This is a genomic window from Micromonospora arida (genome assembly GCF_042873195.1).
Taxonomy (GTDB): Bacteria; Actinomycetota; Actinomycetes; order Mycobacteriales; family Micromonosporaceae; genus Micromonospora; species Micromonospora arida.
In genome coordinates this window covers 210829-235250 of the sequence record NZ_JBIALC010000001.1, presented here as the reverse complement: position 1 = coordinate 235250, position 24422 = coordinate 210829, and the positions used below count along the sequence as shown (strand labels likewise).

The following is a 24422-nucleotide window of genomic DNA, read 5'->3' as shown; positions in this document are numbered from 1 at the left end:
GGTCAGCCTACTGGGTGCGGCCGGCCACCGCCGGGTCACCCGACGGCGCGCGCTCCGGATCGACCTCGGGCGGCCGGGGCACAGCCGTGGGCGCGGGCACGGCGTACGCGTCGAGCGCGGCGGCCGCCGTCGCCCGCACCTGCTCGGCCAACTCGACCGGGGCGACCACTGTCACCTCCGGGCCGAGGCCCAGCACGAACCGGCGGGCCCACCCCAGGTCGGTGACCCTCAGGGAGACGAGCCACTGGTCGCCGTCGCCGGCCTCCACCCGCTCGCACGGGTAGTACTCGGTGATCCACCGCTCGCCCCGGCCGATGCGCAGCGTGATCAACGGCAGGTCGGCCGAGGGGCGGAACACGCCCTCGGTGAGGTCGTGCGGTACGGCCTGCGGCGGCACCGTGGCCGGCTCGTCCAGCTCGGTGACCGCGTCGATCCGGTCGGCGCGGAACAGCCGGACGGCCTCCGCGCGCCGACACCACGCCTCCACGTACGCCCGACCGCCGACCATCAGCATCCGCAGCGGGTCGATGACGCGCTCGGTGGTCTCGTCCCGGGCGGCCGTGTAGTAGGTGATCCGCAGGGCCTTGCCGCCCTCCACGGCGGCGCGCAGCGCCTCGACCCGCGGGGTGTCCCCGGGCAACCGGACCGCCACCGGCGCGCCCACCAGGTCGCCCGCGTCCTCGATCTTGGCGAGGGCCCGTTCGACGGCCTCCCGGTTGGCCACCCCGGGCGTCTCGGCCAACATCCGCAGCGCCACCACCAGTGCCAGGGCCTCGTCGGGGGTCAGTCGCAACGGCCGGTCGATGCCGGCGTCATAGGTGATGGTCACCCGGTCACCGTCGAACGCCATGTCGATCAGGTCACCGGGGCCGTACCCGGGAAGCCCGCACACCCAGAGCAGCTCCAGGTCCTCCCGGAGCTGGCGCTCGGTGACGCCCAGGTCACCGGCCGCCTCGGCGATCTCGATGCCCGGCCGGGCCAGCAGGTAGGGCACCAGGTTGAGCAGTCGGGCCAGCCGGTCGGCGGACGCGCGGGAACCGCTGCGGGCGGCCGGGCGGGTCACCGGGCACCCCCGCCGACGGCCAGCTCGTCGTGGCGCACGGCGATCTCCTTGAGTCGTTGGATGACCGCCTCGCGGACCTCCGGTGGGTCGAGGACCCGCACGTCCGGGCCGTAGCCGACGAGATGCCCGGCCAGCCCGTCCGGGTCGGCGTACGGCAGGACCAACCGGTCGCCGTCCGGCCCGGCGGTCACCTCCACCGCCCAGCGGCGCAGCCCGGCGGCCCGCCCCGGCGCGGCCAGCACGGTGGCACGACCGGTGCGCTCCACCGGACCCGACCAACGGGCCACGTGGCTGATCAGGTCGACGTTGGCCGGCGGCTCGTACGCGCCGGGGGCGCCGGTCACCCGGACCGCGCCGACGACCCGGGACAGCCGGAAGCAGCGGGTCGCCTCCCGGTCCTGGTCGTGGCCGACCACATACCACCGGCCGCGCCAGCAGACCACGCCCCACGGTTGCAGCCGCCGCCGGCTGGGCGCGTCGCGGTCGGGCACCCGGTAGTCGAACCCCACCTCGCGGCGGTCCCGGGCGGCGGCGGTCAGCGGCGCGAACGCCGGGTCGACGGTGACCATCGGCTCCAGGCCGAGGGTCGCCTGCGGGTCCACGTCCACGCCGGCGGCACGCAGCTTGGCCAGCCCCGACGATGCGGCGGCCGCCAACCCGGCGTGCTGCCACAGCCGGGCGGCGATGCCGACCGCGGCGGCCTCGTCCGGTTCGAGGAGGATGTCGGGCAGCGCGTATTCGCGGTGGGCGATCCGGTAACCGGGCTCGGCGTCGAAGGCGCTCGCCGTGCCGGTCTCCAGTGGCACACCCAGCTCACGCAGCTCGGCCTTGTCCCGTTCGAACTTGCGCTGGAACGCCTCGTGGTCGCGCGCGTCCTCCGGATCGTGCTCATAACCGGGCACGGTCGCGGCGATCTGCGCGGCGGTCAGGAACCGTCGCGTGGACAGCAGGCAGATCACCAGGTTGACCAGGCGTTCGGTGCGGGTCCGCGACACGCGGTAGACGCTAGCAGCCGACCCGCCCACACCGTGCACCCACGCGGGCGTGCCGCACACTTGTTCGGATCGGGCCTCCCCCGGCGCGTCGCCGTCCGCGGTCATAGGGTGATCCCCATGTCGCAAGCGGACGCCAGGCCCGAGAGCGAGAGTGTGGGCACGGTCGTCGTCGCCGGCGCCGCCAACCTCGCCATCGCGGTCGCCAAGCTGATCGCCGGGCTGATCTCCGGATCAGCCGCGATGCTCTCCGAGGCGGCGCACTCGATCGCCGACACCACCACCGAGGTGCTGCTCTTCCAGGCGCTGCGCCGCGGTGCCCGCCCGGCCGACCAGCGACACCCCTTCGGGTACGGCAAGGAAAGCTACGTCTGGGCTTTCTTCGCCGCCATGTTCACGTTCGTCGCCGGCGCCGGTTTCGCCGTCACCCACGGCGTCACCACGATCCTGGTGCACGAGCACAGCGGCGACTACCTCATCTCGTACATCGTGCTCGGGGTGTCGTTCGTCATCGAGTCGATCTCACTGGCCCGGGCCGTGCGGCAGGTCCGCCGCGAGTCGCGACGTTGGCGGACCACGCCTCGGCGGTTCCTGCGGCTGACCGCCGACACCACCGTCAAGGCGGTCTTCCTGGAGGACAGCGCGGCGCTGATCGGTCTGGTGCTGGCCGGGCTCGGCGTCGGCCTGTCGCACGCCACCGGCGACGAGGTGTGGGACGGCGTCGCGTCGATCCTGATCGGGCTCCTGTTGCTGACGGTCGCCGGGATCCTCGCCAGCAACAACCTGTCACTGCTGGTCGGCCGGGCCGTTCCGGAGCGGCTGCGCCACGAGATCGAGCAGGATCTGGCCGGTCTGCCCGAGGTGGAGCGCATCGACACTCTGTTGACCATGCAGCTCGGCCCGCAGGACGTCCTGGTCGCCGCGAAGGTCGACTTCCGCGACGAGGCCACCGGCGCGCAGATCGAGGCCACCGCCGACGAGGCCGAGCGGCGGCTCACGAACCGATACCCGGAGATCAGGTTCGTCTTCCTCGACCCGACCCGTTCGATGCCGGGCGCCACCGGCACCGCCCGGCACACCCAGGCCGGGCCGAGCCCGGACGCCGGCGGCCCCGAGCCGACCTGACCCACACCCGGGCGCGGACCGCCACGCCCGCGCGGCTAGCGTGCCCGTCATGGTGCGATGGCGTACGGGGACGGTGGCGACGCTGCGACGGCAGTGGACCGGGGCGGTGGAGCTGGACGTCGACCTGCCCGACGGCACGCGGATGCGGGCGCTGGCCTACCCGGAGCTGGTCGGCACGCCCGAGCCCGGCGACCGGGTGCTGCTCAACGCCGGCGCGCTGCTGATGGGGTTGGGCACCGGCGGGTACGCCCTGGTGGTCGCCCTGCCGGACCGGCTGCCGCCGGACCCGCCGGACGTCGCCGACACCCGCGACGCCGGGCACCTGGTCAAGGCCCGTTACACGCCGTTGCAGCCGATCCTGCTCGGCGTCGACGAGGAGGCCTCTCCGCACCGCGACGTGCTGGCCGACGCGGACGATCTGGGCGGCCTGCCGGTGGTCACCGCCGACCTGCACTCGGCGCTCCCGGCGATCCTGGCCGGTATCCGGGCCGACGCCCCGCAGGCGCGGGTGGCGTACCTGCTCACCGACGGCGGGGCGCTGCCCGCCTGGTTCTCCCGGACCCTCGCCGGGCTGCGGGCCGAGCTGGCCGGGACGATCACCGTCGGGCAGGCGTTCGGTGGCGACCTGGAGGCCACCACCCTGCACGGCGGTCTGCTCGCCGCCCGGTACGTGCTGAACGCGGACGTGGCGATCGTGGCTCAGGGACCGGGCAACCTGGGCACCGGAACCCGGTGGGGCTTCTCCGGCGTCGCCGTCGGCGAGGCGGTCAACGCGGTCGCCACGCTGGGCGGAAAGCCGGTCGGCTCGTTGCGCATCTCCGACGCCGACCCCCGCCCCCGACACCGGGGCGTGTCACACCACAGCCTCACCGCGTACGGCCGAGTGGCGCTCGCCCCGGCGGAGCTGGTGGTGCCCGCCGACCTGGACCCGACACTCGCCGCCGAGGTGCACGCGGCGCTGTCGCCCCTGGCGGCCCGGCACCGGATCGTCCAGGTGCTCACCGACGGTCTGGACGCCGCGCTGCGAGCCAGCGCCGTGCCGCTGTCCACCATGGGCCGTGGCCTCGACGCCGACCGCGCGTACTTCCTGGCGGCAGCCGCCGCCGGCCGCCACGCGGTAACCCTCCTCCCCTGACCCCCAACCCCAGCCGTTCATGATCAACAAGGGGTGGGGCGGATCAGGCCAGGAAGATCAGGGCCAGCCAGCCACCCACGATGAGCACCAACGCCAGGGCCAGTACCCAGGTCGGCACCGTGTATTCGCCGCGCCGGTTGCGGTCGACCTCGGCGCGGATCTTCTCGCGCCGGCGTTCGATCCAGTTCTGCCGCTCGGTGCCGCGCTCGGGGCGCTCGGAGCGGCCGGAAGGTCCAGAAGTCGTCATGGCGCGCTCAGCTTAACCGCTCGGTGCGCCGGGCTGACCGGCCCCGTCGGCGCAGCGCACCGACGGGGCCGGCAACCGGTCACATGCTGGCGATCAGCCGCTCCACCCGCTCGTCGTACGCCCGGAACGGGTCCTTGCAGAGCACGGTGCGCTGCGCCTGGTCGTTGAGCTTCAGGTGCACCCAGTCGACGGTGAAGTCCCGGCGCTTCTCCTGGGCGTGCCGGATGAACTCGCCCCGCAGCCGGGCCCGGGTGGTCTGCGGCGGGGTCTCCTTGGCCTCGAAGATCTCCGGGTCGGTGGCCACCCGGTCGACCTCGCCGCGGCGCTCCAGGAGACCGTAGAGGCCCCGGCCACGGCGCACGTCGTGGTAGGCCAGATCCATCTGCGCCACCCGGGGGTGCGACAGCGGCAGGTCGTGCTTGCGCTGGTAGCGCTCGATCAGCCGCAGCTTGCTGACCCAGTCGATCTCCCGGGAGACCGGCTCCAGGTCGCCGGTCTCCACCGCGTTGAGCACCCGGCCCCACAGCTCGACGACCCGCTTGGCGGCCTGGTCGCCGCCGCGTCGCTCGACGAACTCGGTGGCCTTGGCCAGGTATTCCTGCTGGATGTCCAGGGCGCTGACCTCCTTGCCGTTGGCCAACCGCACCTTGCGCCGGCCGGTGATGTCGTGCGACACCTCCCGGATGGCCCGGATCGGGTTCTCCAGGGACAGGTCCCGCATCACCACCCCGGCCTCGATCATCCGCAGCACGATGTCGGCGGTGCCGACCTTGAGCAGTGTGGTGACCTCGTTCATGTTGGAGTCACCGACGATCACGTGCAGCCGCCGGTAGCGCTCGGCGTCAGCGTGCGGCTCGTCGCGGGTGTTGATGATCGGGCGGCTGCGGGTGGTCGCGGAGGAGACGCCCTCCCAGATGTGCTCGGCCCGCTGCGAGAGGCAGTAGACCGCACCGCGTGGGGTTTGCAGAACCTTGCCGGCCCCGCAGATCAACTGCCGGGTGACCAGGAACGGGATGAGCACGTCGGCGAGCCGGCCGAACTCGCCGTGCCTGGAGACCAGGTAGTTCTCGTGGCAGCCGTACGAGTTGCCGGCCGAATCGGTGTTGTTCTTGAACAGGTAGATCTCACCCGCGATGCCCTCGTCGTGCAGCCGCTTCTCCGCGTCGACGAGCAAGCCCTCCAGGATCCGCTCGCCGGCCCGGTCGTGGGCGACGAGATCGGTCACCGAGTCGCACTCCGGTGTCGCGTACTCCGGATGCGACCCGACGTCCAGGTAGAGCCGGGCCCCATTGCGCAGGAAGACATTGCTCGACCGGCCCCAGGACACCACGCGACGGAACAGATACCGCGCGACCTCGTCCGGGGACAGCCGCCGCTGCCCGCGATAGGTGCAGGTGACGCCGTACTCGGTCTCGAGGCCGAAGATTCGCCGCTCCATGGTGTGACATTAGCCGCCCGGAGGCCCGGTTCGTCACTGTCAGACCACAGGTCGTGCCCCGAGCGCGGTCACATACCGGTTGAGTGCGACATTCCGTCCGGGCCGAGGCTCGCCACGAACCGCCGGCAGCTGTCGTACTCCGGAAGCAGGCCCCGCTCGCGAGCCTGCGCCAAAGTCGGCGCCGCGTCGTCGCGCGCGGACAGCAGTGGAACGTCGGCGGGCCACTCGATGCCCAACTCCTCGTCCAGCGGGTGCACCGCGTGCTCGCCGGTCGGGTTGTAGGTGGCCGAGCAGAGATAGCTCAACGTCGCGTCGTCGGTCAACGCGCAGAACCCGTGCCCCAGCCCCTCGCTGAGGTAGACCGCCCGACGGTCGGTGTCGTCCAGCCGGACGCCCTCCCAACGACCGAAGGTCGGCGAGCCCACCCGCAGGTCCACGATCACGTCGAGGACCGCGCCCCGCACACAGGTGACGTACTTGGCCTGCCCGGGCGGCACGTCGGCGAAGTGGACGCCGCGCACCACGCCACGCGCGGAGACCGACAGGTTGGCCTGGGCCAGCCTCAGCGGATGCCCCACCACCTCGGCGAGCTTGTCGAAGCGGTACCACTCCATGAACATGCCGCGCGGGTCACCGTGCTGCTGGGGGATGATCTCCCAGGCGCCCTCGATGCTCAGCTCCCGGATCTTCACCAGGAACCCCCGTCGTCGCCGGCCTTGTCGCTGAGCAGACCGAGCAGGTAGTTGCCGTAACCGCTCTTGGTCAGCGGCTCGGCGAGCGCACGCAGCTGCGCGTCGTCGATCAGGCCAGCCCGCCAGGCGACCTCCTCGACGCAACCGATCTTGAGACCCTGCCGCTCCTCGACCACCCGGACGAACTCGGCGGCCTGCATCATCGAGGTGAACGTGCCGGTGTCCAGCCAGGCGGTGCCGCGATCCAGCACCGTGACCGCCAGCTCCCCGGTCTCCCGGTACGCCTCGTTGACCGCCGTGATCTCCAGCTCGCCGCGGGCGCTCGGGGTGAGCTTGCGGGCGATGTCCACCACCCGGTTGTCGTAGAAGTAGAGGCCGGGCACCGCGTAGCGGGACTTCGGGCGGGCCGGCTTCTCCTCGATCGAGAGCACCCGACCATCGGCGTCGAAGTCGACCACGCCGTACTCCTGCGGGTTGGCCACCTGGTAGGCGAAGACCCGCCCGCCGACCGGGTCGCCGTGGTCGGCGAGCTGCCGGCCCAGACCCACGCCGTGGAAGATGTTGTCGCCGAGGACCAGCGCCACCGACTCGGTGCCGATGAAGTCCGCGCCGAGGATGAACGCCTGCGCGATGCCCTCCGGGCGCTCCTGGCTGACGTACTCCAGCCGCAGCCCGAACTGGCTGCCGTCGCCGAGCAGCCGACGGAACTGGTCCTGGTCGTCCGGAGTCGTGATCACCAGGATCTCCCGGACCCCGGACATCACCAGGGTGGAGAGCGGGTAATAGATCATCGGCTTGTCGAACACCGGCATCAGCTGCTTCGAGACCGCCCGGGTGATCGGCCAGAGCCGGGACCCGGTGCCGCCGGCAAGTAGGATTCCGCGCACCGGGGAAGCCTAGCCGCACCCGGACAGGTTGTGCGCGGGTCGCATACCAGGAGCCGCGCCATCCGTCGCGTATACTTCCGGACCCGTGAGGATCCTCGTCACCGGCGGAGCCGGATTCATCGGGTCGGAGTACGTTCGCCTGCTGCTGGGCAAGCCCCTCGGCAGTGCCGACGGCGTGCCGCCGATCGAGCCGGCCGCCGTGACCGTGCTGGACAAGCTGACCTACTCGGGCAACCTGGCCAACCTCGAGCCCGTCCGCGACGACCCGCGACTGCGGTTCGTGCAGGGCGACATCTGCGACCCGGTCGTGGTCGACGAGGTGGTGGCCGAGCACGACGTGATCGTGCACTTCGCCGCCGAGTCACACGTCGACCGCTCGATCGCGGGCGCCGCGCCGTTCGTCACCACCAACGTGCTGGGCACCCAGACGCTGCTCGACGCGGCGCTGCGCCACGGCACCGGCCGGTTCGTGCACGTCTCCACCGACGAGGTCTACGGCTCGATCGACGAGGGCTCCTGGACCGAGACCTGGCCCCTCGCCCCCAACTCGCCGTACTCGGCGTCCAAGGCCGGCTCCGACCTGCTCGCGCTGTCGTACCACCGCACCCACGGCATGGACGTGGTCGTCACCCGCTGCTCCAACAACTACGGCCCGTACCAGTTCCCCGAGAAGGTCATCCCGCTGTTCGTCAGCAACCTGCTCGACGGCGGCACCGTCCCCCTCTACGGCGACGGCGGCAACGTCCGTGACTGGCTGCACGTGCACGACCACTGCCGCGGCATCGCCCTCGTCCAGCAGAAGGGCCGCGCCGGCGAGGTCTACAACATCGGCGGCGGCACCGAGTTGACCAACAAGGAACTCACCGGTCTGCTCCTGGACGCCTGCGGCGCCGGATGGGACCGGGTCGTCCCGGTCACCGACCGCAAGGGCCACGACCGCCGGTACTCCCTCGACATCACCAAGATCAGCGAAGAGCTCGGCTACCACCCCAGCATCACCCTGGACCAGGGCCTCGCCGACACCGTCCGCTGGTACCGGGACAACCGCAACTGGTGGGAACCCCTCAAGTCCGCACCGAGCGCATGACCCGACTCCTCGTCACCGGCGCGGGCGGGATGCTCGGCCGGGACCTGGTCACCGTGCTGGGTGCACGGCCCGACCTCAAGGTGACCGCCGCCACCCGCGCCGACCTGGACGTCACCGACCGCGCGGCGGTCCACGCCGCCGTCGCCGGGCACGACCTGGTGATCAACGCGGCCGCGTGGACCAACGTCGACGCCGCCGAGGCCGACGAGGCCGCGGCGACCGCCGTCAACGGCCACGCCGTGGCCAACCTGGCCGAGGCGTGCGCCACCGACGGAACCCGACTGATCCAGGTGTCCACCGACTACGTCCTCGCCGGCAACGCGGACACCCCGTACCCGGAGGACGCGCCCACCGCGCCGGTCAACGCCTACGGCCGCGGCAAGCTGGTCGGCGAACAGGCCGTCGCGCGGCTGCTACCCGACACCGGGTACGTCGTGCGCACCGCCTGGCTCTACGGCGCACACGGCCCGAACTTCGTGGCCACCATGCTCCGACTCGCCACCCAGCGCGAACACCTCGACGTGGTCGACGACCAACGCGGCCAACCCACCTGGTCGTACGCGCTCGCCGAGCGGCTCGTCGCGCTCGCCGACGCGGCGCTGGCCGGTCACGCGACGCCCGGCGTCTACCACGGCACCTGCGCCGGGCAGACGACCTGGTACGGGCTGGCCCGCGCCGCGTTCACGCTGGCCGGACTGGACCCGGACCGGATCCGACCCACCACCAGCGACCGGTATCCGCGTCCCGCCCCACGGCCTGCGTACAGTGTGCTAGGGCACAGCCGCTGGGCAGCCGTAGGTCTGCCCCCGCTTCCCGACTGGCACAGCGCCCTGGTTGACGCGTTCCACTCCCCCGCTCCACCCGCCCCGTGGAAGGTCGCATGAAGCTCACCCTCGTCACCGGCCTGACCGGTTTGCTGCTGCTCGGCACCATCGTCGAGCTGCTGCGCCGTCGTCAGCTGCGCGAGAAGTACGGCATGCTCTGGCTCGCCGTACTGGTCGTCGTGATTCCGCTGTCCCTGTTCCCCCGGCTGCTCGACAACGTCGCCGAACTCCTCGGCGTCGCCTCCGGTGTCAGCCTGGTTCTCTTCCTCGGCATCGTCTTCCTGTTGCTCGTGTGCGTGCACCTGAGCTGGGAGGTCAGCGCACTCGAGGAAGAAACCCGAACCCTGGCCGAAGACTTCGCTCTGCTCCGCGCGCAGATCGACGCGGACCGGGCGGCCCGTGACGAACTGGTGTCGACCGATGGTTAACGGCAAGCGCACACTGATCATCATTCCGGCCCTCAACGAGTCGGGTTCCATCGCCGACGTCGTCGGCGAGGTCCGCGGCGAGCTACCCGGCGTCGACGTGCTCGTCGTCGACGACGGCTCCACCGACCGCACGGCCGCCGTCGCCGTCGCCGCCGGCGCCCTGGTCGCCAAACTGCCGTACAACCTCGGCGTCGGTGGGGCCATGCGCCTCGGCTACCGCTACGCCCGCGACCACGACTACGACGTCGCCATCCAGATCGACGCCGACGGCCAACACGACCCCCGGTACGTGCCGAAGCTCGTCGACCTCCTCGACGACAACGACCTCGTCATCGGCGCCCGCTTCGCCGGTGAGGGCGACTACACGGTCCGCGGCCCCCGCCGCTGGGCCATGGTGATGCTCTCCGCAGTGCTGTCCCGGGTCGCCCACACCAAGCTCACCGACACCACCTCCGGCTTCCGGGCCGCCAACCGGCGGGTCATCGACATGTTCGCCACCTGGTACCCGGCCGAGTACCTCGGTGACACGGTGGAGACCCTGGTGCACACCGCCCGCCGCGGCTACCGCATCCGCCAGGTGCCGGTCGCCATGCGCAAGCGGATGGCCGGCACGCCCAGCCACTCCCCCGCCCGGGCGATGATCTACCTCGGCCGCGCGTTCGCCGTCCTCACGCTGGCGCTCATTCGCCGGTGATCCAACGCCTGCTACGCCTGATCCCGCCCGGCACCATCGCTGTTGGTGCCGGGCTGGGCCTTCTCGGCCTCGCCTCCTACGTCCACCTCGCGGTCGCCGGCCACAGCCTCAGCAAGGCCGACTACTCGTCGCTGTCGGTGCTCTGGTCGATCGTGTTCACCCTCGGCATCGGCGTGTTCATGCCGATCGAGCAGGAGGTCGCCCGGGTCGTCGCCGCCCGGCACAGCCAGGGGCTGCCCCCAGGGCCGGTGCTGGCCCGCGGCGTCACCGTCGCCGCGGTGCTGCTCGCCGTGCTGGTGTTGGCCGTCACCGTCGCCCGTCAGCCACTCGCCGACAAGCTCTTCGCCGGTGACGGAAACCTGGTCACCGTGCTGATCGGCGCGCTCGCCGCGATGGCGGTCGCCTACGCCACCCGCGGCGTCCTCTCCGGCCTGCAACTGTTCCCCTGGTACGGCACCCAACTCGGGATCGACGGCGGCCTGCGCATCATCATGGTCGCCCTGCTCGGCCTGGCCGGAGTGACCTCCCCCGTCTGGTACGGACTCGTGCTCGTCGCCGCCCCGCTGGTCAGCGTCCTGCTCACCCTGCCGCCGGTGCTACGCGCCATCGGCGGAGGTCCACCGGTCGCCTGGGCCACCCTGCTACGCGGCCTCGGCCTGCTCACCGCCTCCAGCCTGCTCTCCCAGGTCGTGGTGAACATCGGCGTGATCAACGTGCAGTTGCTCGCCCCCGCCGACGCGGCAGCCGCCGGCGCGCTGCTCTCCGCCCTCGTGCTGGTCCGCATCCCCCTGTTCGTCTTCGGCTCCCTCCAGGCGTCACTGCTGCCCGGCCTGGCCACCACCGCCACCACCGGCGACCAGGCCGGCTTCCACAGCCTGCTGCGCCGGGCGCTCGGCATCGTCACCGCGCTCGGCCTCACCGGGGCCCTCGGCGCCGTGCTGCTCGGCCCGTGGCTGGTCGGCGCGCTCTTCGACGCACCCGGCGTCCTCGGCCACGGCGACTTCGCCTGGTTGGCGGCTGCCACGCTCGCCTACCTGTGGGCGATGGTGCTCGGCCAGGCCCTGCTCGCCCTCGACCGGCACCGCGCCCAGGCCCTCGCCTGGAGCGTCGGCGTCGCCGCCCTGATCGCCGTGACGCTGATCCCGGCTCCGGTCACCCTACGAGTCGAGCTGGCGTACACCATCGGCTCGGTCGTCGTCGCCGCCACCATGGCGACACTGCTGCTGCGCGGCGGCGTCCGCCGACCCACCACCCCCACCCGGCGGCTCGCCGAGGCCGTCGCCCCTGCCGCATCCGGAGGCCTCCGATGACCCGCCCACAGGTGACCGCCGTCATGCTCGCCTACGGCGCCGAGCCGTACCTGGTCAACGCCGCCCGAGCCATCCTGGCCAGCACCGACGTCGACATCGAGCTGGTCGTCGTCGACAACGGTTGCACCGGCGACGGCATCGACATCGTCAAGGGCTTCCCCGAGGTTCGGGTGGTCCGACCCGAGCAGAACACCGGCTACTCCGGCGGCTGCCGGATCGGCGCCGCCGAGGCCACCGGAGACTGGCTCGCCTTCGTCAACTCCGACGCCATCGTCGCCCCCGACGCCCTCGCCAAGACGGTTGCGGTGGCCGCCGAACCGGGCGTCGGCGCCGCGATGGCCTCCATCCGGCTCGCCGACACTCCCGAGCTGATCAACACCTCCGGCAACCCACTGCACTTCACCGGGCTGTCCTGGGCCGGCGGCAACGGCGAGCCGGCCACCGCCCACGCCGTACGCACCAGGGTGCCGTCGCTCAGCGGCTGCTGCTTCGTGATCAGCCGGCAGCGTTGGCAGGAACTCGACGGCTTCGCCGCCGAATACTTCGCCTACCACGAGGACACCGAGCTGAGCCTGCGGCTCTGGCAACGCGGCCTGCGCCTGGAGTACGTACCCGATGCCGTCGTGCGCCACCACTACGAGTTCTCCCGCAACGACCTCAAGCTCTACCTGGTGGAACGCAACCGGCTGGTCACCCTGCTCACCGCGTACCAGACCCGGACGCTGGTTTTGCTCGCCCCGATGCTGCTGCTCACCGAAGCCGCCATGCTCGCCGCCGCTCTCGCCGGTGGCTGGACCCGGCAGAAGACCCGCGGCTGGGGTTGGCTGTGGCGCAACCGGTCCTGGGTCGGCGCCCGCCGCCGTCAACTCCAGGCCGAACGCACCGTGCCCGACGGGGTGATCGCCGAGCTGATGACCGCCCGGGTCGCCCCCTCGAACGTCGACTCGCCCCCCGGGATGGGCGTGTTCAACGCGGTCGCCGCCGGTTACTGGGCCCTCGCCCGGCCCCTGCTCCAGCGCCGCTGACCCCCGACACACAACAGCGCCGGGGCCCGCGGGTGCGGGCCCCGGCGCTGTCTCGTCACCTGATCAGCTGTCGGGTTGACCCGGCCGGTCCTCCAGGTCAGCGGACCCCGCGGAGCTGGTCGGCTTACCGGCCTCCCCGGTCGGCACGCTCGGGGTGTCCGGCCGGTCGCTGGTCGGCGGCGCCGACTCCCCATCCAACAGCGCGGTCAGCGCAGCCCCGGTGATCCGCCGGAACGTCCGGCCGACCCGCTGACGGTCCAGCACCGCCACCTCGAGCTGGTTCGCGGCGATCGTGCGGGCGGCCCCACCCTCACCGCCGACAGTGCTCAGTGCCTGCACCGCGACCTGGACCGCCTCACCGAGCGACATGTCCGGCCGGTGGTTGGACTTCAGCACGCCGGTGATGGCCTCAGCCTGACCACCCATCGCCATCCGTCCAGGCTCGTCGTTGACCGAACCGTCGTAGGTGAGCCGGTACAGTTCGTCGTCAGCGGCAGTGGCCCCGACCTCCGCCACGCAGATCTCCACCTCGAACGGCTTCGACTGCTCGGTGAAGATCGCGCCAAGGGTCTGCGCGAACGCGTTGGCCAAGGCCCGACCGGTGACGTCCCGGCGGTCGTAGCTGAGCCCGTTCAGGTCGGCCATCCGTACGCCGGCCCGCCGGAGGTTCTCGAACTCGTTGTAACGGCCGACCGCGGCGAAGCCGATCCGGTCGTAGATCTCACTGACCTTGTGCAGGGCGCTGGAGAGGTTCTCCGCGACGAAGAGCACCCCGCCGGAGTAGCTCAGGACCACGGCGCTACGCCCACGAGCGATGCCCTTACGGGCCAACTCGGAGCGGTCACGCATGATCTGTTCGGGCGAGGCGTAGAACTGCATGGCCACGGCGGCGGTTCTCCTAACGGCGCTGTGCTGACGACTGCTGGCTGGTGGGGGTGGTCGGGCGGAACTAACCGCCCGGGTTTTCCATCCGGCCGGCGACCACGCCCTCGGCGATCGTCGCCGTCTCGGCGTCGGTGAGCCGGTAGGTGCCCTCGGCAGTCGCGGTCATCACCACGGGGTAGATCCGCCGGGTCAGGTCGGGCCCGCCGGTCGCGGTGTCGTCATCGGCCGCGTCGTAGAGCGCCTCGACCGCCAGCCGCGTCGCGTCCTCGACGGTCAGCCCGACACGGTACCGCTTCTTCAACGCGGACTTGGCGAACAACGACCCGGACCCGATCGCGTCGTAGCCGGTCTCCTCGTACGGGCCACCGGTCACGTCGAAGCTGAAGATCCGACCGGCCCGCGCCGGGTCGGCGGCGGCCAGGTCGAACCCGGCGAAGAGCGGCACCACGGCCAACCCCTGCATGGCCGCCCCCAGATTGCCCCGAATCATCGAGGCCAACCGGTTGGCCTTACCGTCCAACGAGAGCATCGCGCCCTCGATCTTCTCGTAGTGCTCCAGCTCCACCTGGAACAGTCGCATCAGCTCGATGCCGATACCGGCGGTGCCCGCAATGCCGACCAACGAGTACGCGTCGGCGGGGTGCACCTTCTCGATGTCGCGCTGGGCGATCAGATTGCCCATGGTGGCCCGTCGGTCGCCCGCCAGCACCACACCCTCGGCGGCCGCGATGGCCACGATGGTGGTCGCGTGCGGCGCCAGGTCGGCGGCCATGCCCGGCGGCAGCGGTCGCCGACCGGGCAACATCTCGGGGGCCACCCGACTCAGAAACGTCGTGAAGGAGGACGTCCCCGCGTTGGTGAACACATCTGGTAGACGCCCGGATGGATCAAAGCCCGCTGCCACGTGGTTCCTCTCAGGTACGTGATCGCCCTGGCCAGCCTCATGGGACTGTCACGGAACTGGCCAAGACCACCGTTGCAGTTGAAGCAGAGTATCCCGCGCACCCATCCGGTGCGATGATCGTGGTCCAGATGTTGCGGGTCGGCACCGCCACAGATCGCGCAGACCCCGCCCTGCTCGGCCAGGAGCTCCTGAAACTCTTTCTCGCCCACGCCGTACCGGCGCCGCAGGTGGTACTCGCGCGTCCCACCGCGCAGGCGAAGCTTGCTCTCCTTGCCCTTCGCATTGTGGCAAGGTTTGCAGTATCGGCCGTAACCTCCACGCCCGGAGCGATTCCGTGGAAAGTCATCGAGGGACTTGGTGGCGCCGCAGTCGGGGCATCGTGGCCGGCAGGCACCAACGGCAGCTGGCGCACGTCCCTGCCCTGCCGCTCCTTCAGGCGCTTCGCGTAGCTCGCCTTCGATCGAAGGTTGAAGCAGGGCTTGCAGTAGCTGCCGCGACCGTCGGGGCGTCTGCTGTTAGCGCAAAATTGATCAAAGGGCAGCCACTCGCCGCAGTCTCGGCAGCGGCGGTGGCCATCCCGGTCATCTAGAGGACGAGGCATGTCCGTTTTGCCCAACTATGCCCTACTCGCCCCCTTTTTGCACATAGCCCCTCACAAATTCCTCTGCGTTTTCTTCGAGGACGGAGTCGATCTCGTCGAGGAGGTCGTCGACGTCCTCGGTGATCTCGGCGTGCCGCTCGGCCACCTCGGGATTGGCCTCGGTGGTGACGTCCTCGATCTCCTCGCCCTGACGGGACTTGCCGGACTGCGACTGGCCGCCGCTGTCATGAGTGGCCACTGCTGCCTCCTCCACGATCGTCTGGCATGAAATCTACCCCGCCCAGGCGACAGAAAGCCCTCACGTCCGCCGTGTTCGGGTCGGGGGCGTTTGATCGCGCCGGAGCGGTCAGCCCCGAGGAGCCGACGCGTCGGCCGTGGCTGGCACCGGCACCCGCTCCGGCTCGGGCTGCCGCTCCCCCGATGCCTCCGCCGGTGGTGCCCCGCGGCGGAAGCGAGGCGTCCAGTCCTTGAAGCGCAGAGCCTGCTTCTCCACCAGGTGCCAGGACAGGAACGCCAGCACGACGGTGAAGACCATGACCACCGCGAAGTAGCCGACGAAGCCCCAGGCCGCCGCCCCCAGCCAGGCCAGCATCTGCTGCACGACGAAGGAGTAGATGTAGATGCCGTACGAGTAGTCGTTCTTCTGCCCCACGACATGCAGCAGCCGCGGCAACCGGACCGCAAGGTAGAGGATGGCGTACTCGTAGGTGAGCAGCGCCGGGCCGAACAGGTGACCCTCCAGGGTCTGCCAGCCGGTCACCACGATGGCGAGCACGCCGAGGACGTCGCTGATGGGCAGCTTGTCGCTGTACAGGTCCGCCACGGCACCCACCAGGAACATGAACCCGAACCGCAGGAACCAGATCTTGCTGAGCGCGCCGAGCAGCGGCAGCGTGCCGATGCTGCCGCTGGTGAAGTACGTCGACCCGCCGAAGCGCAGCGCCTCGTACTGGTTCCAGAGCAGCAGACCGAAGACGAGAACAGCGGCCGCGAGCACCAGCCAGCGGGCACGGCGCAGCACCGCCACCACGGCCAGCGAAGCCACGATCAGGTAGCAGAAGATCTCGTAGCTGAGCGTCCAGAGTGAGCCGTCGAGGACGCTGCGACGCACCAGGTCGCCGTACGGCGTGTCCCGGAAGACGTCCATGATGCCCTGTTGGCGGTAGCCGCCCCACCAGTTGGCCTGCAGGAAGTTGACCACACCCGCCGGGTGCCGCCACAGCCCGTCCAGATCGCCGCGTTCGGCGTACCAGACGATCGGCGCCACCACGAAACCGATGAACAGCAGACACACCCAGAGGCCCGGCCAGATCCGCAGGGCCCGGTGCCACAGGTAGCGGGGAAGGCTGGCGCGCCGAGCGCTGCGAGTGATGAGGAAGCCGGAAATGCCGAAGAAGCCGGCCACCCCCAGGCCGGCCACGTCGACCACGTCGGTCAACGGTCGGGCATACCCGATCACCGCAGTGTGCGCAAGGACGACCGCTACGGCAAAACACAGCCGTAGGAAGCCGAAACTGTTGGCGCGCCCGGCGTAGGCATTCGACAGCGGAACAGCCGTCACCGCACGCCGGCCAACCTGCCGGGCAGAGGGGAGCATCGCATCACCGTGGGGGTCGAGGAATTGGGGACGGCCTAGCATGCCACAAGCCGATCCCCGGAGGAGGCACCCGGACGTCAGCCTCCGGTCAAGGTCTCCAGCAGGTCCTTGGCGCTGGCACAGCGGTCGAAAAGCGCCCCGACGTGCGCGCGGGTGCCCCGCTCCGGCTCCATCATCGGGACCCGGACCAGCGACTCACGGCCCACGTCGAAGATCACCGAATCCCAGCTCGCGGCGACCACCTCGGAGGCGTACTGGGCGAGGCAGCGACCGCGGAAGTAGGCCCGGGTGTCCTCCGGCGGCTCGGTCATCGCGCTGCGCGTCTCGTCGTCGGTGAGCAGTGTCTTCATCGCCCCCCGGCTGACCAGGCGGTGGTAGAGGCCCTTTTCCGGCCGGACGTCGGAATACTGAAGGTCGACAAGCTGGAGCTTGTGCGAGCCCCAACCGAGCTTCTCCCGCTCCCGGTAGCCCTCCAGCAGCCGCAGCTTGGCCACCCAGTCCAACTCGTCGGCGCAGAGCATCGGATCCCGGCCCAGCCGGTCCAGGACGCTCTCCCAGCGGTCGAGCACGTCGATGGTCTGCTCGTCGGCGTCGGTGCCGTACCGGTCGTCGACAAAGGACCGGACCCGCTCCAGGTAGGCCCACTGCAGGTCCAGAGCGGTGAGTTTGCGGCCGTCGCGCAGTCGCATCCGGTGCGTCAGGGAGGGGTCGTGGCTGACCGCGCGTAGCTCGCTGACCGGGTCGGCGATGCCGAGGTCGGCGCCGAGCGCCTTCTCCTCGATCATGGTGAGGATCAGGGCGGTGGTGCCGACCTTGAGGTAGGTGGAGATCTCGGAAAGGTTGGCGTCGCCGATGATGACGTGCAGCCGGCGGTATTTGTCGGCGTCGGCGTGCGGCTCGTCGCGGGTGTTGATGATCGGGCGCTTGAGGGTGGTCTCCAGGCCCACCTCGACCTCGAAGAAGTCGGCGCGTTGGGAGATCTGGAAGCCGCTCTGGCCGCCGTCCTGGCCGATGCCGACCCGGCCGGCGCCGCAGACGATCTGCCGGGTGACAAAGAACGGCGTCAGGTACGCCACGATGTCGGCGAACGGCGTCTGGCGGCGCATCAGGTAGTTTTCGTGGGCGCCGTAGCTGGCACCCTTGTTGTCGGTGTTGTTCTTGTAGAGGTGGATCGGCTGGGTGCCCGGGATGGTGGCGGCCCGGCGCGACGCCTCGGCCATCACCCGCTCGCCGGCCTTGTCCCAGCGCACGATGTCCCGGGGGGTGGTGACCTCCGGGGTGGAGTATTCGGGGTGGGCGTGGTCGACGTAGAGGCGTGCGCCGTTGGTGAGTATCACGTTGGCCAGGCCGAGGTCTTCGTCCGCGAGAGCCTCGGCGGGGTCGTACGCGGCACCGGAGTAGGTGAAGCCACGGGCGTCGCGCAGCGGCGACTCTTCCTCGTAGTCCCACCGGGCCCGGCCGCCCCGGTTGAGTTCCGGACGTGCTCCGTAGGCGTTCACCACCTGCGAGGAGGTGACCATCGGGTTGGCTCCGGCCTGCCCGGGCACGGAGATGCCGTACTCGACCTCGGTGCCCATGATTCGCCGTACGCTCATGCCGCGCCCCGCTTCAGCTCGCTGACGTACCGGTCCAGCCCACCGCCGGCCGGCGCGTTACCGCTCGATCGGCCCTGCACTCCAGACTAGTCGGAATCCCACAGCAACGCCCGCACCGGACGTGGTCGGCCGGTCGGCCGATCAGCGCAGGTCCGCCGCCGGTGTCTCCCCGGCGATCGCGGGCGTCGGCTCGTCGGGCTCGCTCAGTGGGCGCATCGACACCCGCCAGGCGAGGACGCCGAGCAGGGTCAGACCGAGCACGCTCGCCAGCAGGGGCGTGATCGAGCCGAGTGGCGGGTGCCAGTCGCCGGCGAACGGGTTGATGGTGCGGAAGGTCAGGTACTTGGGCAGCCCGTCCTGCCACCGCACCATCGTCAAGATCAGCGTGAAGAGTTGGATCGGCAGGAGCAGGATGACGCTGAGCCGGACCAGGGTGCGGCTGCGGGCCGCGTCGAGCCCGCGCTCCTCCCAGACGTACGCGGCGAACAGCATCACCCCGGCGAGCATCGGCAGCATGTAGCGGCCCTGGGTGACGAACCCGGTCTGCTTGACCAGGGCCACCTGCATCACGGACGGCACGACGGTGCCGGCGACGATCAGGACGAGCAGCCGCCCACGGTCGACCAACCGGCCGAAGACGAACGCCCCGATCAACAGCGTCGCGGCGACGAACTGCCAGGTCAGGTAGATCGGCGCGGGCATCCGGGTATCCAGCCATGACGTCACTCCGACCATCTGGTCGAGGTAGCTGCGCCACCGGTCGGCCTCGGCGAAGGCGGCCTGGCCGTAGGTGTACACGTGGCCGCCGTACTTGCCGAGGTCGGAGGACTTCATCACGACGCCCCAGCCGACGGCGGTGAGGGCCGCGACGGCGATGCCGCCGACCCACCACCACACGGCCTTCTCGCGCACCAGCCGGCCGACGTTGCTCTGCCGCCACGGGAAGGCGAAGGCGACGAACGCGGCGGCCAGCCAGAGCGGCCCGGTCTGCCGCAGCATCGCCAGCAGCAGGCCGCTGATGCCGGCCAGGATGAGGAGCCCGTGGTGCGGCTTCGGCCGGCGGTCCAGGAACAGGGGGATGGTCGCGGCGAAGAACGCCACGCCGGCGGCGATCTCCACGCCGTTGGGGTTGACGGCGCTGGCCATCTGGGCGGCCATCGGGGTGACCGCGACCAGCAGCCCGGCGATCATCAGACGACGCCGGGACCAGTTCACCGCCACGACGAATGCGCTGGCCAACAGCGCCGCGGCGATGCCAGCGCTGATGAACCGGGCGAGCAGCACCCCGGACCAGCCCGGCCAGATGTCGAGCGGCCAGCCCACCAGGGCGTAGTAGACGGGGTGGTAGCGACCGGCGCCGGTGCCGGCACGCACGGGGGTGTTGTCGCTGCCCGGTGGGACCGCGCAGGCGGCGGAGACGGTCGGCTTGAACTGCCAGCACTGCTCTCTGACCAGGCCGGCGGGCACGTCCTGAAAGGCTCCCGAGCCCTTCTTCGCGGCTGCCGGCGGCGGAGCGATCTCCCCCGCCGCCACACCGGCGGCGCGGATCATGTGCTCCCGCTCGTCCGGCGTGCCGTCGTAGGGGGCGGCGACCGACCAGGCCCCGATGGTCAGCAGGAAGCCGACGAACGCCAGGATCCAGATCCGGCGAGCGCCGGCGACGGCGCCGTCGCCGTCGCCGTCGCCGGCCGCAGGTTGTTCGGTCATCGCGGTTCTCTGCGCTGCCTTTCAGGGGGCACGGAACGGATCAGGGCGCGGTACCGGTCAGTCCGGCGTCGACTGGATGTCCAGGGTGAGCGCGGAGATCAGCATGTGGATTCCGGTCAGCAGCGGCCCGACGCAGAGCAGGACGCTACCGGTGGTGGCGGCCGGTGGGCCGAGGGTTTCCGCCAGCACCCAGATCCCCCAGCCGGAGCCAAACAGGATGAGGAACAGGCCGGTGAAGAACAGCAGCGCGACGGCGGAGAACGAGGCGAGCACGTGCTTGAGCAGCATCCGCCGCCAGAAGCCGCGGAACAGGAGGCTGGCGATGCGGGGGGCCACCCGGTGGATGCGCATCGTCGACACCTCCTCGCCGTAGCTGGCGGGGATCGGTACGTCCTTGGCTCGGGCGTTGGCGATGTTGAGCCAGATCAGGAGGTCGTTCTCGAACTCGTAGCCGCGTGCCACGGCGGCGACGTTGAGCCGCAGGAGGGCCGACCGGGACACCGCGGTGTAACCGTTCTGCGGGTCGAAGAGGTTCCAGTAGCCGCTGGCGACCTTGGTCGCGAACGACAGGGCGACGCTCCCCAGCATCCGTACGGCCGGCATGTCGGCGAACGACGTACGGGAGAAGAAGCGGTTCGCCTTGGTGAACTCGTAGCCGTCGTCGCAGATCGGGTCGAGCAGCGCCGGCAGGTAGGCCGGATCCATCTGGGCGTCACCGGCCATCACGACGTTGATGTCGGCGCCCAAAGCGAGGGCCCGCTCGTGCCCGTCCATGATCGAACCACCGACGCCGGTGTTCTTCTCGTGGTCGATGACGACGACCCGCGGGTCACCCACCGCGCGAGCCCGCTCGGAGGTGTCGTCGGTGGAGCAGTCGTTGATCACCACGATGAAGTCCACGAAGTCGGGCATCGTGGTGATCGTCTTGCCGATCAGCCGGCTCTCGTTGTAGGCCGGGACGACAGCGGCGACCTTCTGACCCTTGTACATGCTCAGCCGACCAGGGCGGTGTCGCGGATCTGGAGGCACACCTCGAGCGCGGCCAGGCCGTCCTCGCCGCTGACCACCGGCCGGCGACGGTTGACGACGCAGTCGGCGAAGTGCCGCAGCTCGTGCATCAGCGGCTCGCCGTGCTGGGAGAGGAAGGGGATCTCGACCCGCCCACTCTGCCGGTAGCGCACGCCGCCCTCGGAGAGGAACTCGGAGTGCTCGATCCGGTGCACCTCGACCTGCTGGCGCAGCAGGTCGGCGATGACGCAGTCGTTGCGCTGGGTGAGGGTGACGCGGCGGATCTTATTCTGGCTGACTCGGCTCGCCGTGATGTTGGCGATCAAGCCGTTCTCGAACATGAGCAGGGCGAAGGCCAGGTCCTGCTCAGCGGACCGGACGATCCGGGTCGCCGCGCGGTGGGCGACGATCTCCGAGCCGGCCACCGTCCGTGCCAGGTCCACGTCGTGGATCATCAGGTCCAGCAGGACGTCGGCGAGGGCACGGTTGGAGAACGGGCCGACCCGGGTGATCTCCAACGACAGCGGGTCGTCCACCAGTTGGAGGAGCTCCGTGACCGCCGGGTTGAAGCGCTCGACGTGACCGACCATCAACACGCGTTCGTGCTTCTCCGCGAGGTCGATGAGGTGCCGCGCGTCGGCGACGGAGGTCGCGATCGGCTTCTCGACGAGAAGGTCCCGGCCGCTGCGCAGGATGCGCGAGCCCAACTCGCCGTGCGTCTCGCTCGGGGTCGCCAGGATGACCGCGTCCACGCCGGCCAGCGCCTCGTCAATGTCGGTCGTGTAATCCGCGCCGATGGCCTTGGCCAGGGTGGCGGCCCGCTGGGGGTCGGGGTCGCAGACGGAGGTGACGGTGACGTCCGGCGTGGCGCGGGCCACTCGACCGTGGTTCGCGCCCATGATGCCCGCGCCGATGATCGCCAAATTAGGCATTGAACGCACCTCGTACGGCCTCGATCACCTGGTCGACGTCGTCGTCGGCGAGGTGTTGGTGAACAGGAAGGGAAAGTGCCTCTTCGGCGGCGCGAAGGGCACGAGGAGTCTCATCCGTGCCGATCTGGGGGTGACCCACGTAGCAGTCGTAGTGGTGCATGAGGCGGGGGTAGTACAGACCGTAGCCGATCTGCCGCTCATCAAGCCGCTTGCCGAGGTCGTCGCGGCTCAGTGGCGCGTCGGCGCCGATACGCACGGTGTACTGGTGCCAGACGTGGCTTCGTCCAGCCGGCACCGACGGGGTGGTCAGCCCGGGCAGGTCGGCGAGGCCGGCGGTCAGCCGCGCGGCGTTCGAGACCCGGCGAGCCGTGGTCTCGGCCAGCCGGCCGACCTGCGGCACGGCGATGGCCGCCTGCAGGTCGGTCAGTCGCCAGTTGTGGCCCGGCGCCTCGTACTGGTACCGCACCCGCATGCCCTGGTTGCGCAGCAGCCGGAGCCGGTCCGCGATGGCGTCGTCGGAGGTGGTGATCAGACCGCCTTCGCCGCACTGCAGGTTCTTCGTGGCGTACATGGAGAAGCAGCCGACCCCGAACGAGCCGACCGCCCGGTCACCAACGCGCGCGCCGTGCGCCTGGGCGGCGTCCTCGACGATCGCGAGCCCGGCGGTCTCGGCGATCGCGGTGAGGGCCGTCATGTCGGCGGGCAGGCCGTAGAGGTGCACCGGGAGGATGGCCTTGGTCCGTGCGTTGACCAGCGCCTGGACCGAGTCCGGGTCGATGGTGAAATCGTCACGGATGTCGGCGAAGCGGACCGTCGCTCCGGACTCGAGAATCGCGTTCAGGGTCGCCGCGAAGCTGAAGGGAGTGGTGATCACCTCGTCGCCGGGCTGCAGACCGAGCGCTTCGAGAGCGGCCACCAGGGCGACGGTGCCGTTGCTGACGGCCACGGCGTGGGGGACACCGCAGAGCTCCGCGAACGACCGCTCCAGTTCGGCGACCATCGGTCCCTGGGCCAGCCTGCCGGATCGCAGAACCGACAGGACCGCGGCCTCTTCCTCGGGGCCGATGACCACCGAAGTGATGGGAATAGACATGAGGGGTTGTCTCCTGTGAGGTTCAGCGGCCTTCGAGTCCGCCGGTGGGCAACTGCTCGTCGCCGCGGGCGACCACCTCGCCGTTGCGGTTGACCCAGCCGAGATGCCGGGCCGGGTTGCCGGCCACGAGTTGGTACGGCTGCACATCCCGCGTGACGACCGCGCCGGCGGCCACGAGGGCGAACTCCCCGATCTCGGTGCCGCAGACGATCGTGGCGTTGGCGCCGATCGAGGCGCCCGTGCGGACCAAGGTCGGCGTGACCTTCCAGTCCGGGTTCTGGGCGCGCGGGTTGAGGTCGTTGGTGAAGACCGCGCTCGGGCCGACGAACACCTCGTCCTCGAGCGTGACGCCGTGGTAGACCGAGACGTTGTTCTGCACCTTGACGCGGTCGCCGATGGTGACCCCGGCATCGACGAACACATTGCGGCCGAGCGTGCAGTCGGCGCCGATGCGGGCGGTCGACCGGACATGCGTCAGGTGCCAGATCCGAGTCCCGGCTCCGATCTCGGCCCCGGCTTCCACCTCGGCTGTCGGGTGGACGGAGACGCTCGGCATGTCGGTCACTTGCACACCTTCGGGGGGTCTCGGGGCGATCGCGGGACGGGGAGACGATAGCGTGCTCCACCGTGACGACACATGGCGGGTCCGCATCCAAGGTTCAGCGATGAAGGCGGCGGCCTCGGCGACGTTCGCAGGCTTGACGCGGCGCAGCGAGGTGCGGTTTCTCATCGTCGGAGGTCTCAGCGCGATCACCGACACCAGCGCGCTCTACCTGTTCCACGGTGTGCTGGGGGTGTGGCTGCCGTTCGCCACGGTCCTCGCCTTCGCCGTGGCGTTCGTGGTCAACTTCGGGCTCAACCGCGCATGGTCATTCGGCTCGACCGGCGACGTCGGCGGTCAGGCCTGGCGGTATCTGCTGCTGGTGATCGTCAACCTGGCTCTCACGGTCGCCCTCGTGCAGGGGTTGACCTGGGCCGGCCTTCCGTACCTGGTCGCGAAGGTGCTCACCACCGGGGGCCTGGCGGTGCTGAATCTCTTCGTCTCCCGCAAGTGGATCTTCACCGACGCTCCGAGCTGACCCGCAGAACAGCCCGCCGAACTCCGGCGGAACGTCAAACGGGGCGACGCGTCGAAACGCGTCGCCCCGATTGA

The 24422-nt window shown here is 70.5% G+C and carries 26 protein-coding genes; 9 read left to right on the top strand and 17 right to left on the bottom strand.

All coding sequences use genetic code 11. The annotated features are described in order from the left end of the window. Positions 1–7: 7 nt before the first annotated feature. The gene (locus ACFYP0_RS01200) at positions 8–1063 is read right to left on the bottom strand and encodes a helix-turn-helix transcriptional regulator (protein WP_386993883.1); all 1056 of its coding nucleotides are present in this window, start codon (positions 1061–1063) and stop codon (positions 8–10) included. Then, positions 1060–2058, bottom strand: a complete 999-nt coding sequence (locus ACFYP0_RS01195) for a helix-turn-helix transcriptional regulator (protein WP_386993881.1) — start codon at positions 2056–2058, stop codon at positions 1060–1062. Before ACFYP0_RS01195 ends, ACFYP0_RS01200 begins: the two co-directional genes overlap by 4 nt. 117 nt (positions 2059–2175) lie before the next feature. Here ACFYP0_RS01195 and ACFYP0_RS01190 point away from each other — a divergent pair, with 117 nt between their 5' ends. Continuing rightward, entirely contained in the window at positions 2176–3180 is a 1005-nt protein-coding gene (locus ACFYP0_RS01190) for a cation diffusion facilitator family transporter (protein WP_386993879.1), read from the top strand. Positions 3181–3229: 49 nt separating this feature from the next. Then, on the top strand, positions 3230–4315 hold the full coding sequence (locus ACFYP0_RS01185) for a DUF3866 family protein (RefSeq protein ID WP_355583846.1): 1086 nt from the start codon (positions 3230–3232) through the stop codon (positions 4313–4315). Between the two features lie 43 nt (positions 4316–4358). On the opposite strand, the gene ACFYP0_RS01180 is transcribed toward ACFYP0_RS01185, so the two are convergent. The 4 genes from ACFYP0_RS01180 to rfbA all read right to left on the bottom strand — a co-directional run bounded on the left by ACFYP0_RS01180 (position 4359) and on the right by rfbA (position 7579). Then, on the bottom strand, positions 4359–4562 hold the full coding sequence (locus ACFYP0_RS01180; RefSeq protein WP_355496392.1) for a hypothetical protein: 204 nt from the start codon (positions 4560–4562) through the stop codon (positions 4359–4361). Between the two features lie 79 nt (positions 4563–4641). Further along, entirely contained in the window at positions 4642–6000 is a 1359-nt protein-coding gene (pafA, locus tag ACFYP0_RS01175; RefSeq protein ID WP_088989658.1) for a Pup--protein ligase, read from the bottom strand. Positions 6001–6068: 68 nt separating this feature from the next. Beyond that, a complete protein-coding gene (rfbC, locus tag ACFYP0_RS01170; RefSeq protein WP_091408691.1) occupies positions 6069–6692 on the bottom strand; it encodes a dTDP-4-dehydrorhamnose 3,5-epimerase in 624 nt (207 codons plus the stop codon). Next, positions 6689–7579 (bottom strand): glucose-1-phosphate thymidylyltransferase RfbA, encoded by an 891-nt coding sequence (gene rfbA, locus ACFYP0_RS01165; protein WP_124855325.1) that lies wholly within the window; start codon positions 7577–7579, stop codon positions 6689–6691. Before rfbA ends, rfbC begins: the two co-directional genes overlap by 4 nt. Before the next feature lie 85 nt (positions 7580–7664). Here rfbA and rfbB point away from each other — a divergent pair, with 85 nt between their 5' ends. Genes rfbB through ACFYP0_RS01135 form a run of 6 tightly spaced genes read left to right on the top strand, consistent with a single transcriptional unit; the run spans position 7665 to position 12947 of the window. Beyond that, positions 7665–8666, top strand: a complete 1002-nt coding sequence (gene rfbB, locus ACFYP0_RS01160; protein WP_386993874.1) for a dTDP-glucose 4,6-dehydratase — start codon at positions 7665–7667, stop codon at positions 8664–8666. Then, positions 8663–9550 (top strand): dTDP-4-dehydrorhamnose reductase, encoded by an 888-nt coding sequence (gene rfbD / locus ACFYP0_RS01155; protein WP_386993872.1) that lies wholly within the window; start codon positions 8663–8665, stop codon positions 9548–9550. The genes rfbB and rfbD overlap by 4 nt, the downstream gene beginning before the upstream one ends. After that, on the top strand, positions 9547–9918 hold the full coding sequence (locus tag ACFYP0_RS01150) for a DUF2304 domain-containing protein (protein WP_112673548.1): 372 nt from the start codon (positions 9547–9549) through the stop codon (positions 9916–9918). The genes rfbD and ACFYP0_RS01150 overlap by 4 nt, the downstream gene beginning before the upstream one ends. After that, positions 9911–10612, top strand: a complete 702-nt coding sequence (locus ACFYP0_RS01145; protein ID WP_124855316.1) for a glycosyltransferase family 2 protein — start codon at positions 9911–9913, stop codon at positions 10610–10612. The genes ACFYP0_RS01150 and ACFYP0_RS01145 overlap by 8 nt, the downstream gene beginning before the upstream one ends. After that, positions 10609–11922 carry a lipopolysaccharide biosynthesis protein gene (locus ACFYP0_RS01140; protein ID WP_244218878.1) on the top strand — a complete coding sequence of 438 codons (1314 nt, stop codon included), beginning with the start codon at positions 10609–10611 and terminating at the stop codon, positions 11920–11922. The genes ACFYP0_RS01145 and ACFYP0_RS01140 overlap by 4 nt, the downstream gene beginning before the upstream one ends. Then, positions 11919–12947, top strand: a complete 1029-nt coding sequence (locus ACFYP0_RS01135) for a glycosyltransferase family 2 protein (protein ID WP_124855313.1) — start codon at positions 11919–11921, stop codon at positions 12945–12947. Before ACFYP0_RS01140 ends, ACFYP0_RS01135 begins: the two co-directional genes overlap by 4 nt. A 63-nt stretch (positions 12948–13010) precedes the next feature. Here ACFYP0_RS01135 and prcA read toward each other — a convergent pair whose 3' ends face one another. From prcA to ACFYP0_RS01080, 11 genes are all read right to left on the bottom strand, one after another. Then, on the bottom strand, positions 13011–13832 hold the full coding sequence (gene prcA, locus ACFYP0_RS01130) for a proteasome subunit alpha (protein ID WP_091408661.1): 822 nt from the start codon (positions 13830–13832) through the stop codon (positions 13011–13013). Between the two features lie 64 nt (positions 13833–13896). Then, positions 13897–14736 (bottom strand): proteasome subunit beta, encoded by an 840-nt coding sequence (gene prcB, locus ACFYP0_RS01125; RefSeq protein WP_208741002.1) that lies wholly within the window; start codon positions 14734–14736, stop codon positions 13897–13899. After that, on the bottom strand, positions 14655–14945 hold the full coding sequence (locus tag ACFYP0_RS01120; RefSeq protein WP_355162122.1) for an endonuclease VII domain-containing protein: 291 nt from the start codon (positions 14943–14945) through the stop codon (positions 14655–14657). Before ACFYP0_RS01120 ends, prcB begins: the two co-directional genes overlap by 82 nt. A 414-nt stretch (positions 14946–15359) precedes the next feature. Further along, a complete protein-coding gene (locus ACFYP0_RS01115; RefSeq protein WP_088948111.1) occupies positions 15360–15575 on the bottom strand; it encodes a ubiquitin-like protein Pup in 216 nt (71 codons plus the stop codon). 108 nt (positions 15576–15683) lie between these two features. Continuing rightward, the gene (locus ACFYP0_RS01110) at positions 15684–16934 is read right to left on the bottom strand and encodes an acyltransferase family protein (protein ID WP_386993867.1); all 1251 of its coding nucleotides are present in this window, start codon (positions 16932–16934) and stop codon (positions 15684–15686) included. A 77-nt stretch (positions 16935–17011) separates the two neighbouring features. Continuing rightward, positions 17012–18529, bottom strand: coding sequence for a depupylase/deamidase Dop (gene dop, locus ACFYP0_RS01105; RefSeq protein WP_091408647.1), 1518 nt, complete (start codon positions 18527–18529; stop codon positions 17012–17014). A gap of 141 nt (positions 18530–18670) precedes the next feature. After that, positions 18671–20236 (bottom strand): DUF2142 domain-containing protein, encoded by a 1566-nt coding sequence (locus ACFYP0_RS01100; RefSeq protein ID WP_356976580.1) that lies wholly within the window; start codon positions 20234–20236, stop codon positions 18671–18673. Between the two features lie 57 nt (positions 20237–20293). Further along, positions 20294–21226: a glycosyltransferase family 2 protein gene (locus tag ACFYP0_RS01095; protein ID WP_124855302.1), complete on the bottom strand. Its 933-nt coding sequence runs from the start codon at positions 21224–21226 to the stop codon at positions 20294–20296. A gap of 2 nt (positions 21227–21228) precedes the next feature. After that, complete coding sequence (locus ACFYP0_RS01090) at positions 21229–22176, bottom strand: Gfo/Idh/MocA family protein (protein ID WP_124855299.1); 948 nt, start codon at positions 22174–22176, stop codon at positions 21229–21231. Further along, positions 22169–23269, bottom strand: coding sequence for a DegT/DnrJ/EryC1/StrS family aminotransferase (locus ACFYP0_RS01085; protein WP_124855296.1), 1101 nt, complete (start codon positions 23267–23269; stop codon positions 22169–22171). The genes ACFYP0_RS01090 and ACFYP0_RS01085 overlap by 8 nt, the downstream gene beginning before the upstream one ends. 22 nt (positions 23270–23291) lie before the next feature. Next, on the bottom strand, positions 23292–23825 hold the full coding sequence (locus ACFYP0_RS01080) for an acyltransferase (RefSeq protein WP_124855293.1): 534 nt from the start codon (positions 23823–23825) through the stop codon (positions 23292–23294). A 160-nt stretch (positions 23826–23985) separates the two neighbouring features. On the opposite strand from ACFYP0_RS01080, the gene ACFYP0_RS01075 reads away from it, so the two are divergent. Continuing rightward, complete coding sequence (locus tag ACFYP0_RS01075) at positions 23986–24348, top strand: GtrA family protein (protein ID WP_158629567.1); 363 nt, start codon at positions 23986–23988, stop codon at positions 24346–24348. Positions 24349–24422: the final 74 nt, after the last annotated feature.